The sequence below is a fragment of the Pseudomonas sp. Pseusp97 genome, assembly GCF_047304025.1.
GTDB lineage: Bacteria > Pseudomonadota > Gammaproteobacteria > Pseudomonadales > Pseudomonadaceae > Pseudomonas.
On record NZ_JBGLYK010000012.1, the window covers coordinates 1 to 16,580 of the forward strand.

At 64.0% G+C, this 16,580-nt stretch carries 13 protein-coding genes and 3 tRNA genes; 8 read left to right on the forward strand and 8 right to left on the reverse strand.

Annotated features, from left to right (window positions below):
- Positions 1 to 106: 106 nt before the first annotated feature.
- From ACCC94_RS04350 to acnB, 3 genes are all read right to left on the reverse strand, one after another.
- Complete coding sequence (locus tag ACCC94_RS04350; protein ID WP_413348184.1) at positions 107 to 685, reverse strand: ANTAR domain-containing response regulator; 579 nt, start codon at positions 683 to 685, stop codon at positions 107 to 109.
- Between the two features lie 2 nt (positions 686 to 687).
- Positions 688 to 1,890 carry a CmpA/NrtA family ABC transporter substrate-binding protein gene (locus tag ACCC94_RS04355; RefSeq protein ID WP_413348185.1) on the reverse strand — a complete coding sequence of 401 codons (1,203 nt, stop codon included), beginning with the start codon at positions 1,888 to 1,890 and terminating at the stop codon, positions 688 to 690.
- A 389-nt stretch (positions 1,891 to 2,279) separates the two neighbouring features.
- Positions 2,280 to 4,889 (reverse strand): bifunctional aconitate hydratase 2/2-methylisocitrate dehydratase, encoded by a 2,610-nt coding sequence (gene acnB, locus ACCC94_RS04360; RefSeq protein ID WP_413348186.1) that lies wholly within the window; start codon positions 4,887 to 4,889, stop codon positions 2,280 to 2,282.
- A 380-nt stretch (positions 4,890 to 5,269) separates the two neighbouring features.
- Between acnB and ACCC94_RS04365 the strand changes: the two genes are divergently transcribed.
- Complete coding sequence (locus ACCC94_RS04365) at positions 5,270 to 5,746, forward strand: DUF1289 domain-containing protein (protein ID WP_413348187.1); 477 nt, start codon at positions 5,270 to 5,272, stop codon at positions 5,744 to 5,746.
- A 142-nt stretch (positions 5,747 to 5,888) separates the two neighbouring features.
- On the opposite strand, the gene ACCC94_RS04370 is transcribed toward ACCC94_RS04365, so the two are convergent.
- Positions 5,889 to 6,752 carry a universal stress protein gene (locus ACCC94_RS04370; protein WP_413348188.1) on the reverse strand — a complete coding sequence of 288 codons (864 nt, stop codon included), beginning with the start codon at positions 6,750 to 6,752 and terminating at the stop codon, positions 5,889 to 5,891.
- 204 nt (positions 6,753 to 6,956) lie between these two features.
- On the opposite strand from ACCC94_RS04370, the gene ACCC94_RS04375 reads away from it, so the two are divergent.
- Positions 6,957 to 7,568: a tRNA-(ms[2]io[6]A)-hydroxylase gene (locus ACCC94_RS04375; protein WP_413348189.1), complete on the forward strand. Its 612-nt coding sequence runs from the start codon at positions 6,957 to 6,959 to the stop codon at positions 7,566 to 7,568.
- A gap of 144 nt (positions 7,569 to 7,712) precedes the next feature.
- Here the strand turns inward: ACCC94_RS04375 and ACCC94_RS04380 are convergent, their stop codons facing one another.
- From ACCC94_RS04380 to ACCC94_RS04390, 3 genes are all read right to left on the reverse strand, one after another.
- A complete protein-coding gene (locus ACCC94_RS04380) occupies positions 7,713 to 9,041 on the reverse strand; it encodes an SPFH domain-containing protein (RefSeq protein WP_413348190.1) in 1,329 nt (442 codons plus the stop codon).
- A 122-nt stretch (positions 9,042 to 9,163) separates the two neighbouring features.
- Entirely contained in the window at positions 9,164 to 9,886 is a 723-nt protein-coding gene (gene lpxH / locus ACCC94_RS04385; RefSeq protein WP_413348191.1) for a UDP-2,3-diacylglucosamine diphosphatase, read from the reverse strand.
- Positions 9,887 to 9,890: 4 nt separating this feature from the next.
- Positions 9,891 to 10,397, reverse strand: a complete 507-nt coding sequence (locus ACCC94_RS04390; protein WP_017519610.1) for a peptidylprolyl isomerase — start codon at positions 10,395 to 10,397, stop codon at positions 9,891 to 9,893.
- A gap of 121 nt (positions 10,398 to 10,518) precedes the next feature.
- Between ACCC94_RS04390 and ACCC94_RS04395 the strand changes: the two genes are divergently transcribed.
- Both ACCC94_RS04395 and cysS read left to right on the forward strand, forming a co-directional pair.
- Entirely contained in the window at positions 10,519 to 12,201 is a 1,683-nt protein-coding gene (locus ACCC94_RS04395; RefSeq protein WP_413348220.1) for a glutamine--tRNA ligase/YqeY domain fusion protein, read from the forward strand.
- 3 nt (positions 12,202 to 12,204) lie between these two features.
- Positions 12,205 to 13,593: a cysteine--tRNA ligase gene (gene cysS / locus ACCC94_RS04400; protein ID WP_413348192.1), complete on the forward strand. Its 1,389-nt coding sequence runs from the start codon at positions 12,205 to 12,207 to the stop codon at positions 13,591 to 13,593.
- 63 nt (positions 13,594 to 13,656) lie between these two features.
- Here cysS and folD read toward each other — a convergent pair whose 3' ends face one another.
- Entirely contained in the window at positions 13,657 to 14,511 is an 855-nt protein-coding gene (gene folD, locus ACCC94_RS04405) for a bifunctional methylenetetrahydrofolate dehydrogenase/methenyltetrahydrofolate cyclohydrolase FolD (protein WP_413348193.1), read from the reverse strand.
- A 262-nt stretch (positions 14,512 to 14,773) separates the two neighbouring features.
- Between folD and ACCC94_RS04410 the strand changes: the two genes are divergently transcribed.
- From ACCC94_RS04410 to tig, 4 genes are all read left to right on the forward strand, one after another.
- Positions 14,774 to 14,850: transfer RNA gene (locus tag ACCC94_RS04410), tRNA-Arg, on the forward strand.
- 31 nt (positions 14,851 to 14,881) lie between these two features.
- Positions 14,882 to 14,957 (forward strand) — tRNA-His (locus tag ACCC94_RS04415).
- Positions 14,958 to 15,009: 52 nt separating this feature from the next.
- Positions 15,010 to 15,094, forward strand: a tRNA-Leu gene (locus ACCC94_RS04420).
- A gap of 142 nt (positions 15,095 to 15,236) precedes the next feature.
- On the forward strand, positions 15,237 to 16,547 hold the full coding sequence (tig, locus tag ACCC94_RS04425) for a trigger factor (protein WP_413348194.1): 1,311 nt from the start codon (positions 15,237 to 15,239) through the stop codon (positions 16,545 to 16,547).
- The last annotated feature ends 33 nt before the right edge of the window (positions 16,548 to 16,580 follow it).

Below are 16,580 nucleotides of genomic sequence, written 5' to 3' on the forward strand. Positions count from 1 at the left end.
CGGCCGCAGCATAGGGCGTCGCCGACGAAGCGGGGGCCAGCTGCGTGGCTGGCGAAATGATCGCGCCGTGCCGCCGCTGGCAGATCGCCGGACCCCGCTGGCAGCCTCAGGGGCCGAGCATCTCGTGCATCGCGATGATCTGTTCCGCCACCTGCGCCAGCTTCTGCTGGCGGCCCATGGCCTGGCGGCGCATCAGGGTGTAGGCCTCTTCCTCGGCGCAGCCTTTCATCTTCATCAGCAGCCCCTTGGCCAACTCGATGCGCTTGCGCTCGGCCAGTTGCTGCTCGCGGGCCTGCAGTTGCGCGCGCAAGGCCTGGTCGCTCTCGAAGCGAGCCATGGCGACGTCGAGGATCGGCTGCAGGCGCTCAGCCTGGATGCCCTCGACTATGTAGGCGCTGACCCCGGAGCGGATGGCCTGGCGCATCACCTGCGGGTCGTGTTCGTCGGTGAACATGACGATGGGGCGCGGCTGGTCGCGACTGACCAGCACCACCTGTTCCATCACGTCGCGACCGGGAGACTCGGTGTCGATGAGGATCACGTCGGGGTGCAGGGCCTCGACCCGTTGCGCCAGGTCGACCGTGAGGCCGGACTCGTCGATCACCTCGAAGCCGCATTCCACCAGGGCGGCCTTGAGGCGCCCGACTTTTTTCGCGGTGTCGTTGATCAGCAGGACGCGCAGCATGCTCAACCTCGCTCCGCCAGGGCATCGATGGCGAAGCCGCGGGCATAGCCGGCCGGATCGCTGCCGTCCCAGTGGCGCCCGTCGATCAGGGTCGAGCTGCGCATCTCGGCGTCCGGCACGCTGACGCCTATGGTCTTGGCGGCTTCGCGGTAGAGGTCGAGCTGCTGCACCTGGCGGGCGATGCCGAGGTAATCGATGTCCTCGCGCAGCAGGCCCCAGCGGCGGAATTGGGTCATGAACCACAGCCCGTCGGAGAGCCAGGGATAGGTAGCCTGGCCGCCATTGAAGAAGCGCAGCGGGTGCGCGTCCTGCCAGGCGTGACCGAGGCCGTCCTGGTAGCGGCCGAGCAGGCGCGGCTCGATGCTGGCGAGCGGGGCGTCGACGTAATCCTCGCTGCTGATCAGTTGGGCGGCGCTGTGCAGGTTGTCTTCGCTGGCCTCGATGAAGCGGCTGGCGTCGAGCAGGGTCATGACCAGCGCGCGGGCGGTGTTGGGATACTGCTCGACGAAAGCGCGGGTAGTGCCCAATACCTTCTCCGGGTGGTCCGGCCAGATCTGCTGGCTGGTGGCGAGGGTGAAGCCCATGCCTTCGTCCACCGCCAGGGCGCCCCAGGGGCCGCCGGCGCAGAAGCCGTCGATACGCCCCGCCTTCAGGTGGGCGACCATCTGCGCCGGTGGCACTACCAGGCTGCGTACGTCCTGCAGGGGATGAATGCCGTGGGCGGCCAGCCAGTAGTAGAGCCACATCGCATGGGTGCCGGTGGGGAAGGTGTGCGCCAGGGTGAGTTGCGCACCGTTCTGGCGCACGTGGCGTTGCAGTGCTTCAGCGGAGGTCACGCCGTCGCGCATCAAGGGGGCGGAGAGGTTGATCGACTGACCGTTCTGGCACAGCCCCATGAGCACTGCCATGTCCGTGGCCGGTGCGCCGCCCAGGCCCAGTTGCAGGTCGTAGATCAGTCCGTAGAGGCATTGCGCCGCGTCCAGTTCGCCGCTGAGCAGTCGGTCGCGCAGTCTGGCCCAGGAGTTCTGCCGCTGCAGGTTGAGCGTCAGCCCGTACGGCTGGCCGAAGCCCTGGGTCGCGGCCACCACCAGCGAGGCGGAGTCGGTGAGGGCCATGAAGCCCAGGTTGAGCGCGGTCTTTTCCGGGGAGTCGGAGCCGGCCACCCAGGCCAGGCTGTCGGGCAATGGGCTGGTGCTGTTGATCATCTCCACCTCTGCAACACAAAAAAGCGCCGCACCACCTGCCGCCAAAGGGAGGTAGCCGCGACGCCATTGTCGGTTGTTGGTTGTCCGGGCGATCCGCCGTTGGATCCCAAGTAGCAGGAGTGGAGCAAGGGCTGTGCCAGGGGGAAAAAAGAAGCCCCGCCACTAGGGCGGGGCGCAGAGGAAGGGAGCGCACCTCTGGAGGGTTCCACAAGGGCACCTGAGCACGGATATCGGCAGGAGCCTGTTATCCACCTTAGTCCGCAGGGCCTGCGGCGCAACCGGTCAATAAGTATTAGCCCCATCGTGAGGGGAGGGCGCGAGCGCTCTGTTCCGGGCCCTGGAAAGAAAAAGCCCCGCACAAGGCGGGGCTTTTCATCACGCTAGGAGTCTCAGACCTGGACGGCCGGGATCTTCGCGTTGGCGGCAGCTTCGCGGAACTCGGCGATCTGGTCGAAGCTCAGGTAGCGGTAGATATCGGCAGACATGCTGTCGATGTCCTTCGCGTAGGCCATGTACTCCTCGACGGTCGGCAGCTTGCCGATGATCGAAGCGACAGCGGCCAGCTCGGCGGATGCCAGGAACACGTCAGTGGCATCGCCCAGACGGTTCGGGAAGTTACGGGTCGAGGTGGAGACGACGGTCGAACCGGTCTGTACGCGAGCCTGGTTACCCATGCACAGCGAGCAGCCCGGCATTTCCATGCGCGCGCCAGCCTTGCCGTAGATGCCGTAGTAGCCTTCCTCGGTCAGCTGGTGGGCGTCCATCTTGGTCGGCGGAGCCAGCCACAGACGGGTCGGAATGCCGCCCTTGACCTTGTCCAGCAGTTTGCCGGCAGCGCGGAAGTGACCGATGTTGGTCATGCAGGAACCGATGAAGACTTCATCGATCTTGCGGCCTTCGACGCTGGACAGCAGGCGAGCGTCGTCCGGGTCGTTCGGAGCGCAGAGTACCGGCTCCTTGACGTCGGCCAGGTCGATCTCGATGACCGCGGCGTACTCGGCGTCCTTGTCGGCTTCCAGCAGTTGCGGGTTGGCCAGCCAGGCTTCCATCGCTTGCGCGCGGCGCTCCAGGGTGCGGGCGTCGCCGTAGCCTTCGCCGATCATCCAGCGCAGCAGGGTGATGTTGGACTTCAGGTACTCGGCGATGGCCTCTTCCGGCAGCTTGATGGTGCAACCGGCAGCCGAACGCTCGGCGGAGGCGTCGGACAGCTCGAAGGCTTGTTCGACGGTCAGGTCGTTCAGACCTTCGATCTCGAGGATGCGGCCGGAGAAGATGTTCTTCTTGCCCTTCTTCTCGACGGTCAGCAGGCCAGCCTGGATCGCGTAGTAGGGGATCGCATGGACCAGGTCACGCAGGGTGATGCCCGGTTGCAGCTTGCCCTTGAAGCGCACCAGAACCGATTCCGGCATGTCCAGCGGCATGACGCCGGTGGCAGCGGCGAAGGCGACCAGGCCGGAACCGGCCGGGAAGCTGATGCCGATCGGGAAGCGGGTGTGCGAGTCGCCGCCGGTGCCGACGGTGTCAGGCAGCAGCATGCGGTTCAGCCAGCTGTGGATGATGCCGTCGCCCGGACGCAGGGAGACACCGCCGCGGGTCATGATGAAGTCCGGCAGGGTGTGGTGGGTCTTGACGTCGATCGGCTTCGGATAAGCAGCGGTGTGGCAGAAGGACTGCATCACCAGGTCGGCGGAGAAGCCCAGGCAAGCCAGGTCTTTCAGCTCGTCGCGGGTCATCGGGCCGGTGGTGTCCTGGGAACCGACGGTGGTCATCTTCGGTTCGCAGTAGGTGCCCGGACGTACGCCCTGGCCTTCGGCCAGACCGCAGGCGCGGCCCACCATCTTCTGCGCGAGGGTGAAGCCCTTGCCGCTGTCGGCCGGCGCTTCCGGCTTCTTGAACAGGTCGGACGGGGCCAGGCCCAGCTCGGCGCGGGCCTTCTCGGTCAGGCCACGGCCCACGATCAGCGGGATACGGCCGCCGGCGCGGACTTCGTCCAGCAGGACCGGGGTCTTCAGCTCGAAGGTGGTGACCAGTTCGCCGCTGTCATGACGCACGACCTTGCCTTCGTACGGGTACACGTCGATGACGTCGCCCATGGCCAGGTTGGTGCAGTCGAACTCGATCGGCAGGGCGCCGGCGTCTTCCATGGTGTTGTAGAAGATCGGGGCGATCTTGGTGCCGAAGCAGAAGCCGCCAGCGCGCTTGTTCGGAACGTAGGGGATGTCGTCGCCGAAGAACCACAGCACCGAGTTGGTGGCGGACTTGCGGGACGAGCCGGTGCCGACCACGTCGCCGACGTAGGCAACCGGGAAGCCCTTGGCCTTGACGGCTTCGATCTGCTTCAGCGGACCGACCGCGCCCGGCTGGACCGGCTCGATGCCGTCGCGGGCCATCTTCAGCATGGCCAGGGCGTGCAGCGGGATGTCGGGGCGCGACCAGGCGTCCGGAGCAGGGGACAGGTCGTCGGTGTTGGTTTCGCCGGGGACCTTGAACACGGTCAGGGTCAGCTTCTCGGCGACGGCCGGACGGGCCTTGAACCACTCGCCTTCGGCCCAGGATTGCAGCACGGCCTTGGCAGCGGCGTTGCCTTTCTTGGCGCGTTCGGCGACGTCGTGGAAGGCGTCGAACATCAGCAGGGTGTGCTTGAGTTGCTCGGCGGCGACTTCGGCCAGCTCGGCGTTGTCCAGCAGCTCGACCATGGTGGCGATGTTGTAGCCGCCCTGCATGGTACCCAGCAGCTCGAGGGCGCGGGTCTTGGAGAGCAGCGGGGAAGTGGCTTCACCCTTGGCAACGGCGGACAGGAAACCGGCCTTGACGTAGGCAGCTTCGTCCACGCCCGGCGGTACGCGGTTGGTGATCAGGTCGAGGAGAAATTCTTCTTCGCCGGCCGGCGGGTTCTTCAGGAGTTCGACCAGACCAGCGGTCTGTTCGGCGTTCAGCGGCTGGGGCACGACGCCCTGGGCGGCACGCTCTTCTACGTGTTTGCGATAGGCTTCAAGCACAGTATTTCCCTCATCAGTGGTCCCGGAGGACGCGTATCCAGGAGACCCTTCCGATCCATTCGTCAGGCATGGTGGACGGTAATCCACTGACCTACGACGGCACCGGCGATCTCCGGGCAGAAGCTGTTTTCAAAGTTTTACGCCGGGGAGGCCTGGGACTGATGGGGCTGGACGCTTGAGGGGAGCGCCCAGACCGCTCGGCTGCCGGAATCTGTGCTTCGTGACGCTTTGAAAACAGCTTCTTTCGGACAATGACGCCAAAAAGGCGGAGCAATTCTAATGGAAAAAGACCAGGTTGGTAAGCCGATTTGCGGCGCTCCGAGGGGTGATCTTGCCTAGACAAAGGGCTAAGATGCAGGTTTTTCCCCTGCCCGTTGCCCATGTCTTCCCAGCGCATCAAAACCCCCTGTGTCGGGCTCTGCTCGACGGTCTATGGCGACCTGGTCTGCCGTGGCTGCAAGCGTTTCCACCACGAAGTGGTGAACTGGAACCGCTACGGCGACGAGGAGAAACGGGCGGTCCTGAGCCGTCTGGAAGTCCTGCTGGCGCAGGTGATGATGGCCAAGCTGGAGGTGTTCGATGCTTCCTTGCTGCGCAGCCAGCTGGAGCAGCGGCAGATTCGCTTCGTGCCCGAGCAGTCGCCCTATTGCTGGGCTTACCAGCTGATCGCCCGTGGCTCGAGGATGATCAACCAGATCGAAGCCTATGGGCTGGCGCTGCTGCCGGAATTCCGCGGCTGGCCGCTGCCGGACCTGCGCGATGCCATCGACAAGGAGTTCTTCATCCTGTCGGAGGCGCATTACGAGCGCTATATCGCGCCAAGCTTCCTGGCCGATGGGCTGGAGTCACGACTCTGATGCTCCCGGCACCATAAAAAAGCCGCCCGATGGGCGGCTTTCTGCTTTATGTAGGAGCGAGCTTGCTCGCGAACCCCCAGCATCGCAGCTGGCGGAAAATGGTTCGCGAGCAAGAACCAGGCGTCCCCCTCGCTCCTACAGGTCAGGGCTTGGCGGCGATTTCTTCCAGGTGAGCGATGATGTCGTCCGGCTTGAGCACCAGTACGTCGCTCTCCAGCGTATCCAGCACCACTTCCGCGGTATTGCCGATCAGCGCGCCGGCGAAGCCGGTGCGCGCCACACTGCCGATGACCGTCACCGCTGCGTCGAGGTTGTGCGCCGCACGCGGGATCAGCACGTCCGCCGGGCCTTCCTCGATGTGCAGGTGCTGGTCGTCCACGCCGTACTCGGCCTGGAACGCCTTGCACGCCTCGCGGTACTTGGCCTCGATGGTTTCGCTGAGCTGGAAGGTCGGGTCGGCGGCGGAGAGCATGGGCGAGGGATGCGCGCTGATGACGTGCAGCCGGCCGTGGGCGAGGCCGGCGATATCGTAGGCATGGCTGACGATCCCGGCATGCAGGGTGCGGTGCTCGATGTCGTTGTTGCCCACATCCACCGCGGCGAGGATGTTGCGCCCGGCCCAGGGCAGGCTGGTCTTCACCAGCAGCACCGGGGAAGGGCAGAAGCGCAGCAGCTTCCAGTCGTCCGGGGTGAGCAGGGCCTTCTTCAGCGGGTTGTCCGGGCTGTGCTGCTTGATCACCAGGCCGCAGCCTTCGGCCTGCTGCTCGGCGATGATGGTCTGGTGCAGGTTGTCCTTCCAGGCCTGGCGGCTGGATGCGCTGAAGCCTTCCTGGCGCAATACCTCGGCGACTTCCGCGAGCCTGGCGCTGTAGTCGGCGCGCCGCTCGCAAGCCAGCAGGTGCAGGTGCGACTGGGTCACGCTGGCGATCAGGCGGGCCCGTTTCAGCGCGAGACCTTCCGGCTGGTCCGGGTCCACGACTACGAGGATGCTACGGATGGCTTGCATGATCGTCTCCCTTCGTGCGCGTTGTTTATGTGGAACAACTGTAGTCGCGATATCTCATTCATGACGTTGAGGCATATCAACGCCGGAAGCTGGTCCCGCGCGGCGGCATTCGTATAATGCTCCGCCTTTATTGCACCGGCCAGACAAGGGTGGGTGCGCCAAGCGTTTGCGCGGCTGCATGGCGGCCGCGGTTGGAGAAACAACATGTTGTCTGAAATCAGGGAATTCCTCGGTTGTGCCACGCCGGATGCGTGGGTGGAAGCCGCGCTGCGGGATCAGGCGGTGATGCTGATCGACCACAAGAACAACGAGTTCAAGGCCGCCAGCACGGCCCTGGCCCTGATCGCCAAGTACAGCGCCCACGAGGAGCTGGTGAACTTCATGTCGCGCCTGGCGCGCGAGGAGCTGCGCCATCACGAACAGGTGCTGGCGATCCTGAAGAAGCGCGGCATACCCCTGCGGCCGATCTCCGCCGGTCGCTACGCCTCGGGCCTGCGCGCCGTGGTGCGCAACCACGAGCCGCAGAAGCTGGTGGATACCCTGATCGTCGGTGCCTTCATCGAGTGCCGCAGCTGCGAGCGTTTCGCCGCGCTGGTGGATCACCTGGACGCCGATCTGGCCAAGTTCTACGGCTCGCTGCTGAAATCCGAGGCGCGGCACTTCCAGGGCTACCTGAGCCTGGCGCGCCGTTATGGCGATGACGCCGACATCGACCGCCGCGTGGCGGAGATTCGCGAAGTGGAGGCGGGTCTGATCCAGTCGCCGGACAGCGAATTCCGCTTCCATAGCGGTGTGCCGGTGGAGCAGGCGGCCTGATCTGCCCGCCGAAATGAAAAAAGCGCCCAATCGGGCGCTTTTTCTTTGCTCTTTGTTGGCGCTTGTTTCCGCGCTAACGATTTTTCCTCAATACCGGGCGCTGGGTTGTCCGCCACAATGCCCGCTCCTACAGAAGAGCCAAACTCAGTCCTTCACCTTCAGGTCCAGCGCCAGGTCGCGCGCGGCCTTGGTCGCCAGCACGCCCATCAGCTGGCCGATCTCGTCCTGGCGGCTGCTGGCGCTGTTCTGCCCGCCGGCCATCATCACGCTGGGCACCGGCGCCTGGGCGGCGGCTTCGGCCCAGACCTTGTTGATGGCGATCAGAGCATCCAGCTTGGGCTGCAATGCGCCGTCCGCCTTGATCACCGCTTCACGGGCATAGGCTTCGGCGTCGGCGGTGATCTTGGTGGCCTGTGCCGTGACGGTGGCCTTGTCGCGCAGCAGTTCGGCGGTCTGCTTCTCGATCTCGGCGCGCTGCTTCTCGCGCTCGGCGTTGATTACCGCCAGTTGCTTCTCGGTTTCCGCCTGGGTGGTGCGCTCGATCTGGTCGCGCAGGGTTTCCTGGCGCTTGGCTTCCACTTCCTTCTCGCCACGGGCGGTGACCAGCAGCTTCTCTTCCTCTTCCTTCAGGCGGTTCTGGCGAGCCACCGCCAGTTCGGCCAGGGCCTGTTGCACCTTGACCATGCGCTGCTTGTACTGCGGGTTCGGGTCGACGTTGGTGATGCGCGCCTCCACCACTTCCACGCCGAACTTGCGGAACTGCTGCTGCTTGCGCACCGGGATGCCCTTGGCGTCGGTGACCTTTTCGGTGACGAACTGGCTGGCGTTGTTGTCGCCGAAGCTGCCCTGTTCGGTGCCGGCCTGCAGGATCGCGGTCTGGTGCGGCACGGCGCCGCGCGGGCCGCGGACTTCCTTGCGCTTGATCAGGTACAGGCCGTCGTTGAGCTGGTTCTCGAACTCCGCGGCGAATTCGCTGCGGGCGCCGGCGTAGTAGTCGTCGGCAGTCATCAGCGAGGCGGTGGCCTGCAGGGTTTCCTTGATCGCCGGGATCAGTGCGGTGCGAATGAAGTTGTCCGGGTTGCGGTATTCCTGGGCCATCTTCAGGAACTGGTCGCCGCCGGGCAGGCGGAAGCGCGCGGAAGACTCGACCTTGGCGTCGACGTTGCCGAGGAAGACGATGGGGAAGGCTTCGATGGTGGCGCCCAGTCCGTCGTTGTCCGGGTTGTTGTCGTTCTCGTCCATCAGCAGCACGGACTGCACGCTGATGGCTTTCTTCCAGGTGGTGGCGCGGCCGAACCACTTGGTGGCGTAGCCCACATCGTCGACGATCTTCTCGTCGCCGAAGATGGTCCGCACGTGGGTCATGAAGCCGGCTTCGTTATAGAAGAAGACGCCGTTGAACAGGATGAACGCGGCGGCGACCAGCGCCAGGGGCAGGGCGCCGAACTTGATGAGGTTTCCCTTGCTGAACATGTTTCTTCCTTGATTGAGCAAACCGCGAATGCTGCTAAAGGCGGCTGGTAGTGGTCAAGGGGAAATGTCTGACAGTGCGGGAGGGTTAACGCCCATGGCCACCATTGCGGTGGCCCGGAGCGTCACAGAGAGAAGGGCGCCTGCTGCAGGCCCTGATCGTCGGCCTCGAGAGCCCAGCCCTGGGTGTCCCAGTCGCCGAGCACGATGCGCCGCGCGGGGCGACCGTCGATTACCAGTTCGTGAACGGCCGGGCGGTGGGTGTGGCCGTGGATCAGGATGCGCACGCCCTTGTCGCGCATGACCTTCTCCACTTCGGTCGGGGTGACGTCGACGATCTCGCTGGCCTTCATGCGCGTCTGCGCGCGGCTTTCCTTGCGCAGCTTGCGCGCCAGCTTGTGGCGAGTCGACAGCGGCAGATGGCGCAGGATGAACAGGCTCAGCGGGTTGCGCAGCCAGCGGCGCAGCTTCATATAGGCCGCGTCGAGGGTGCACAGGCTGTCGCCATGCATCAGCAGGATCTTTTCGCCGCCGAGGTCGATCAGGCTCGGGTCGCGCAGCAGGGTGCAACCGGCTTCGCGGCAGAACGCCTGGCCGATGAGGAAGTCGCGGTTGCCGTGCATGAGGTAGATGCGCGTGCCGCTATCGGACACTTCACGCAGGGCGCGGGCGATGGCGTGCTGGAACTCGTCCATGCCGTCGTCGCCGATCCAGGCTTCGAAGAAGTCGCCGAGGATGTACAGCGCCTCGGCCGTGCGGGCGCGGGTGGAGAGGAAATGCAAGAACGCCCGGGTGATGTCCGGGCGTTCCGCTTCGAGATGCAGGTCCGAGATGAACAGGACGCTCATCGACTCACTCGCCGATGACTTCTGCTTTCTCGATGATCACGTCGTCCGCCGGTACGTCCTGGTGGCCAGAGCGCATGGTGGTGGCGACGGTCTTGATCTTGTTGACCACGTCCATGCCGTCCTTCACTTCACCGAACACGCAGTAGCCCCAGCCCTGCACGGTCGGCGCGCTGTGGTTGAGGAAATCGTTGTCGGCGACGTTGATGAAGAACTGCGCGCTGGCCGAGTGCGGCTCCATGGTACGGGCCATGGCGACGGTGCCGATCTTGTTGCCGACGCCGTTGTTGGCTTCGTTCTTGATCGACTTGCGGGTGGTCTTCTGCTTCATGCCCGGCTCGAAACCGCCGCCCTGGATCATGAAGTTGTTGATCACGCGGTGGAACACGGTGTTGTCGTAATGGCCGGCCTTCACGTACTCCTTGAAATTGGCCACGGTTTCCGGCGCCTTGTCGTCGAACAGTTCAAGGGTGATATCGCCGAAGTTGGTCTGCAGTTTGACGGTGGTAGTCATCAGGGAATTCCGCTCTTTGGAAAATTCGAAGGCCTGTCAGGGGGTTGACAGCTTCGGCTATGATAAGCGCTTTGGTTTGGCTGGCCTACCCTGGCCGAACACCAGCATGATCAAGGACACCATGAGCAAGCCTACCGCCGATACGAAAGAAGCCACTGTTGCCGCCAACTTCCTGCGCCCGATCGTTGCGGCCGACCTGGAAAGTGGCAAGCACCAGAAAATCGTCACCCGCTTCCCGCCGGAGCCCAACGGCTACCTGCATATCGGTCACGCCAAGTCCATCTGTCTGAACTTCGGCCTGGCCAAGGAGTTCGGCGGTGACTGCCACCTGCGCTTCGACGACACCAACCCGGCGAAGGAAGACCAGGAATACATCGACGCCATCGAGGCCGATGTGAAGTGGCTGGGCTTCGAGTGGGCCGGCCAGGTGCGCTATGCCTCCAACTACTTCGACCAGCTGCATGACTGGGCGGTGGAGCTGATCAAGGCCGGCAAGGCCTTCGTCTGCGACCTCAACGCCGAGGAAATGCGCGCCTACCGTGGTTCGCTGACCGAGCCGGGCAGGAACAGCCCGTTCCGCGAGCGTTCGGTGGAAGAGAACCTGGACCTGTTCGCCCGCATGAAGGCCGGCGAGTTCCCGGACGGCGCCCGCTCGCTGCGCGCGAAGATCGACATGGCCTCGCCGAACATCAACCTGCGCGACCCGATCCTCTACCGTATCCGCCACGCCCATCACCACCAGACCGGCGACAAGTGGTGCATCTACCCCAGCTACGACTTCACCCACGGCCAGTCGGACGCCATCGAGGGCATCACCCACTCCATCTGCACCCTGGAGTTCGAGGATCACCGCCCGCTGTACGAGTGGTTCCTGGCCAACCTGCCGGTCCCGGCTCAGCCGCGCCAGTACGAATTCGCACGCCTGAACCTCAACTACACCATCACCAGCAAGCGCAAGCTCAAGCAGCTGGTGGATGAAAACCACGTGAACGGCTGGGACGACCCGCGCATGTCGACCCTGTCCGGTTATCGCCGCCGCGGCTACACCCCGGCGTCGATCCGTGCCTTCTGCGACATGATCGGCGTGAACCGCGCCGGCGGCGTGGTCGATATCGGCATGCTGGAATTCGCCATCCGTGACGACCTCGACGCCAATGCCGGCCGCGCCATGTGCGTGCTCAAGCCGCTGAAAGTGGTCATCACCAACTACCCCGAAGGCCAGGTCGAGAACCTCGAGCTGCCGCGCCATCCGAAGCAGGACATGGGCGTGCGCGTGCTGCCGTTCAGCCGCGAGATCTACATCGACGCCAGCGACTTCGAGGAAGTCCCGCCGGCCGGCTACAAGCGCCTGGTGCCGGGCGGCGAAGTGCGCCTGCGCGGCAGCTACGTGATCCGTGCCGATGAGGCGATCAAGGATGCTGCCGGCAACATCGTCGAACTGCGCTGCAGCTACGACGAGAACACCCTGGGCAAGAATCCCGAGGGCCGCAAGGTCAAGGGCGTGATCCACTGGGTGCCGGCTGCCGAGAGCGTCGAGTGCGAAGTGCGCCTGTATGACCGCCTGTTCCGCTCCGCCAACCCGGAGAAATCGGAGGAGGGCGGCAGCTTCCTCGACAACATCAACCCGGACTCCCTGGTGGTGCTCAAGGGTTGCCGCGCCGAACCGTCGCTGGCCAGCGCCACGGCCGAGGATCGCTTCCAGTTCGAGCGCGAGGGCTATTTCTGCGCGGATGCCAAGGATTCCACCGCCGATGCGCTGGTATTCAACCGTACCGTGACCCTGCGCGATTCCTGGGGGCAGTAACGGATGGCTGACTTGCAGATCTACAGCACGCTGTCCAAGGCCAAGGACAGCTTCAAGCCGCTGGTGGGCAACCAGGTGCGCATGTACGTGTGCGGCATGACCGTCTACGACTTCTGCCACATCGGCCACGCCCGCGTGATGGTGGCGTTCGACGTCATCGCCCGCTGGCTGCGCCATCGCGGCTATGACCTGACCTACGTGCGCAACATCACCGACATCGACGACAAGATCATCCGTCGCGCCCAGGAGAACGGCGAGTCGTTCGAAGACCTGACCGCGCGCATGATCGCCGCGATGCATGAAGACGAGGCGCGCCTGTCGGTCCTGCGTCCGGACATCGAACCGCGCGCCACTGGCCACATCGTCGGCATGCACGAGATGATCCAGACCCTGATCGACAAGGGCTACGCCTACGCGCCGGGCAATGGTGACGTCTATTACCGGGTCGGCAAGTTCGCCGGCTACGGCAAGCTGTCGCGCAAGAAGATCGAGGACCTGCGCATCGGTGCGCGGATCGAGGTCGACGAATCCAAGGAAGACCCGCTGGACTTCGTGCTCTGGAAGGGCGCCAAGCCGGGCGAGCCGAGCTGGGAGTCGCCCTGGGGCGCCGGGCGTCCGGGCTGGCACATCGAGTGCTCGGTGATGTCCACCTGCTGTCTGGGCGAGACCTTCGACATCCATGGCGGCGGCCCCGACCTGGTGTTCCCGCACCACGAGAACGAGATCGCCCAGAGCGAGGCAGCCACCGGCAAGCTCTACGCGGCCAGCTGGATGCACGCAGGCGCGGTGCGCGTGGACGGCGAGAAGATGTCCAAGTCCCTGGGCAACTTCTTCACCATTCGCGAGGTGCTGGAGAAATATCACCCGGAAGTCGTGCGCTTCCTGCTGGTCTCCAGCCACTACCGCAGCCCGATCAACTACTCCGAAGACAACCTGAAGGAAGCCAAGGGCGCGCTGGAGCGGTTCTACACCGCGTTGCGCGGCTTGCCGCAGGTGGCCGCCGAGGGTGGCGAGGAGTTCGTCGAGCGCTTCGGCGCCGCGATGGACGACGACTTCGGTACGCCGGAAGCGGTTGCCGTGCTGTTCGAAATGGTCCGCGAGGTCAATCGCCTGCGCGAGAGCGATCCTGCCGCAGCGGCTGCACTGGCGGCGCGCGTGCGTGAGCTGGGGGCTCTGCTGGGTGTTCTGCAGTTGGATGCCGACGAGTTCCTCCAGGCAGGTGCTGCCGGAAAGGTCGACGCGGCGCAGGTCGAGGCGCTGATCCAGGCTCGCCTGGATGCCCGTGCGGCGAAGAACTGGGCCGAATCCGACCGCATCCGCGACGAGCTCACCGCTCTGGGCGTGGTGCTGGAAGATGGCAAGGGCGGCACTACCTGGCGTCTTGCCGAGTAATAGCTTCCCGGAAATGAAAAAGGCCGCTGATCAGCGGCCTTTTTCTTGTGCATCGCGAGCGTATCAGGTGTGCAGGTGCTCGGCGGCGTACAGGGTGTTTTCCAGCAGGCAGGCGCGGGTCATCGGGCCGACGCCGCCCGGAACCGGGGTGATCCAGCTGGCGCGCTCGGCGGCCACGTCGTATTCCACGTCGCCCACCAGTTTGCCGTCTTCCTGGCGGTTGATGCCCACGTCGATGACGATGGCGCCTTCCTTGATCCACTCACCCTTGACCAGACCCGGTTTGCCGGCGGCGACGACCACCAGGTCGGCGCGGCGTACGTGGTCGGCCAGGTCGCGGGTGAAGCGGTGGGTCACGGTGACGGTGCAGCCGCCCAGTAGCAGCTCCAGCGCCATCGGGCGGCCGACGATGTTCGATGCGCCTACGACCACTGCGTCCATGCCGTAGAGGTCCACGCCGGTGCTTTGCAGCAGGGTCATGATGCCTTTCGGGGTGCAGGGGCGCAGCAGCGGGATACGCTGGGCGAGGCGGCCGATATTGAAGGGGTGGAAACCGTCCACGTCCTTGTCCGGGCTGATGCGCTCCAGCAACTGGGAGGCGTCGAGATGGGCGGGCAGGGGCAGCTGGACGAGGATGCCGTCGATGGCCGGGTCGGCGTTCAGGCGGTCGATCAAGGCCAGCAGCTCTTCCTGGGTGGTGCTGGCGGGGAGGTCGTACGCCTGGGAGAGGAAGCCGACCTCTTCACAGTCCTTGCGCTTGTGCGCGACATAGACCTGAGAGGCGGGGTCGCTGCCGACCAGGATCACAGCCAGGCCGGGGATGCGCAGACCTTGCTGGCGGCGTTCGTCGACGCGTTGGCCAATCTGCTGGCGGAGGCTGGCGGCGATCGCTTTGCCGTCGATCAGTTTTGCAGTCATGTCGGGGGGATAACCATTAAGGCGGGTGAAAAGAAGGCGCGCATTTTCGCACGCTGCCCTCATAAGGCAAAGGCGGACGTCCCCGATTTGGCGTAACTCCTTTATCTCTTTGAATTTTTTTTAAAAAAGTTGTTGACGGGGTATGGCCTCATCGATAACATGCGCCCCGCTTGCCGAGCACAGCCTGAAACACGAAAGAGGCGGTGCCAACCGATTCGGTGGTTTCCACTGAGTCTGCTTAGCAAGGGTTGCCGCCACTAAAGCGCCCGTAGCTCAGCTGGATAGAGCATCCGCCTTCTAAGCGGATGGTCGCAGGTTCGAGTCCTGCCGGGTGCGCCAAGTGGCGTTCGGTACAAGCAAATGTAATATGGTGGGCGTAGCTCAGTTGGTAGAGCACAGGATTGTGGCTCCTGGTGTCGTGGGTTCGATTCCCATCGTCCACCCCATATTCCGAAGCGCCAGGCCCCGAGCCTGGCGTTTTCGTTTCTGCGGTACCCTGCGGACGTGGTGAAATTGGTAGACACGCCGGATTTAGGTTCCGGTGGCGCAAGCTGTGAGAGTTCGAGTCTCTCCGTCCGCACCATCTTCTTTCCATAAGCTCTCGCATCCGTGAATTTCTGCAGCTTCCACTCAGGGTGACTTCTGCATTTCTAGCTACTAGAATGCTTGCCCTTGATTCTGGGAGCCGGAAGGACCGGCTTACGTCTGTGCCACGAGGAATATCCATGCAAGTTTCCGTTGAAAGCACCTCCGCTCTTGAGCGCCGCATGACCGTTGGCGTGCCGGCCGAGCGTATCGAGACCGAAGTCAACAAGCGTCTGCAGCAGACCGCTCGTCGCGCCAAGGTTCCTGGCTTCCGTCCCGGCAAGGTGCCGATGAGCGTGATCCGTCAGCGCTACGAAGCCGCCGCTCGTCAGGAAGCCCTCGGTGACCTGATCCAGGAAACCTTCTACGAAGCCGTGGTCGAGCAGAAGCTGAACCCGGCCGGTGCTCCTTCCGTCGAGCCGAAAGTGTTCGAGAAAGAGAAGGGCCTTGAGTACATCGCTACCTTCGAAGTCTTCCCCGAATTCCAGGTTGCCGGTTTCGACGGCATCAAGGTCGAGCGCCTGCAGGCCGACGTGGCTGACGCCGATCTCGACAACATGCTGGACATCCTGCGCAAGCAGAACACCCGCTTCGAAGCCGTTGACCGCGCCGCTCAGAACGACGACCAGGTGAACATCGACTTCGTCGGCAAGATCGACGGCGAAGCCTTCGCTGGCGGTTCCGCCAAGGGCACCCTGCTGGTGCTGGGCTCCGGCCGCATGATCCCGGGCTTCGAAGAAGGCCTGGTTGGCGCCAAGGCCGGCGAAGAGCGCGTGCTGAACGTGACCTTCCCCGAGGACTACCAGAACCTCGACCTGGCCGGCAAGGCCGCCGAGTTCGCCGTTACCGTCAACAGCGTCGCCGAGCCGAAGCTGCCGGAACTGAACGAAGAATTCTTCGCTCTGTTCGGCGTGAAGGAAAGCACCCTGGAAGGCTTCCGCACCGAAGTTCGCAAGAACATGGAGCGTGAACTGCGTCAGGCCATCAAGTCCAAGGTGAAGAACCAGGTGATGGAAGGTCTGGTCGAGACCAACCCGATCGAAGTTCCGAAAGCCCTGATCAGCAACGAAGTCAATCGTCTGCGCGTCCAGGCTGTCCAGCAGTTCGGCGGCAACATCAAGCCGGACCAACTGCCGGCCGAACTGTTCGAAGAGCAGGCCAAGCGCCGCGTCGTGCTGGGTCTGATCGTCGCCGAGCTGGTCAAGCAGCACGAGCTGAAGGCTGACGAAGCCCGCGTTCGCGAAATGATCGAAGAGATGGCTTCCGCTTACCAGGAGCCGGAACAGGTTGTTTCCTGGTACTACAAGAACGACCAGCAACTGAACGAAGTCCGTTCGGTTGTACTGGAAGAACAAGTTGTAGATACTGTCCTGCAGAAGGCCAATGTGACCGACAAGCAGGTATCCTACGAAGAAGCGGTCAAGCCTGCAGAAGCTCCGCAAGCAGCCTGATCCAGCGCTTCGTTCGATTGTCACAAGCCAGCC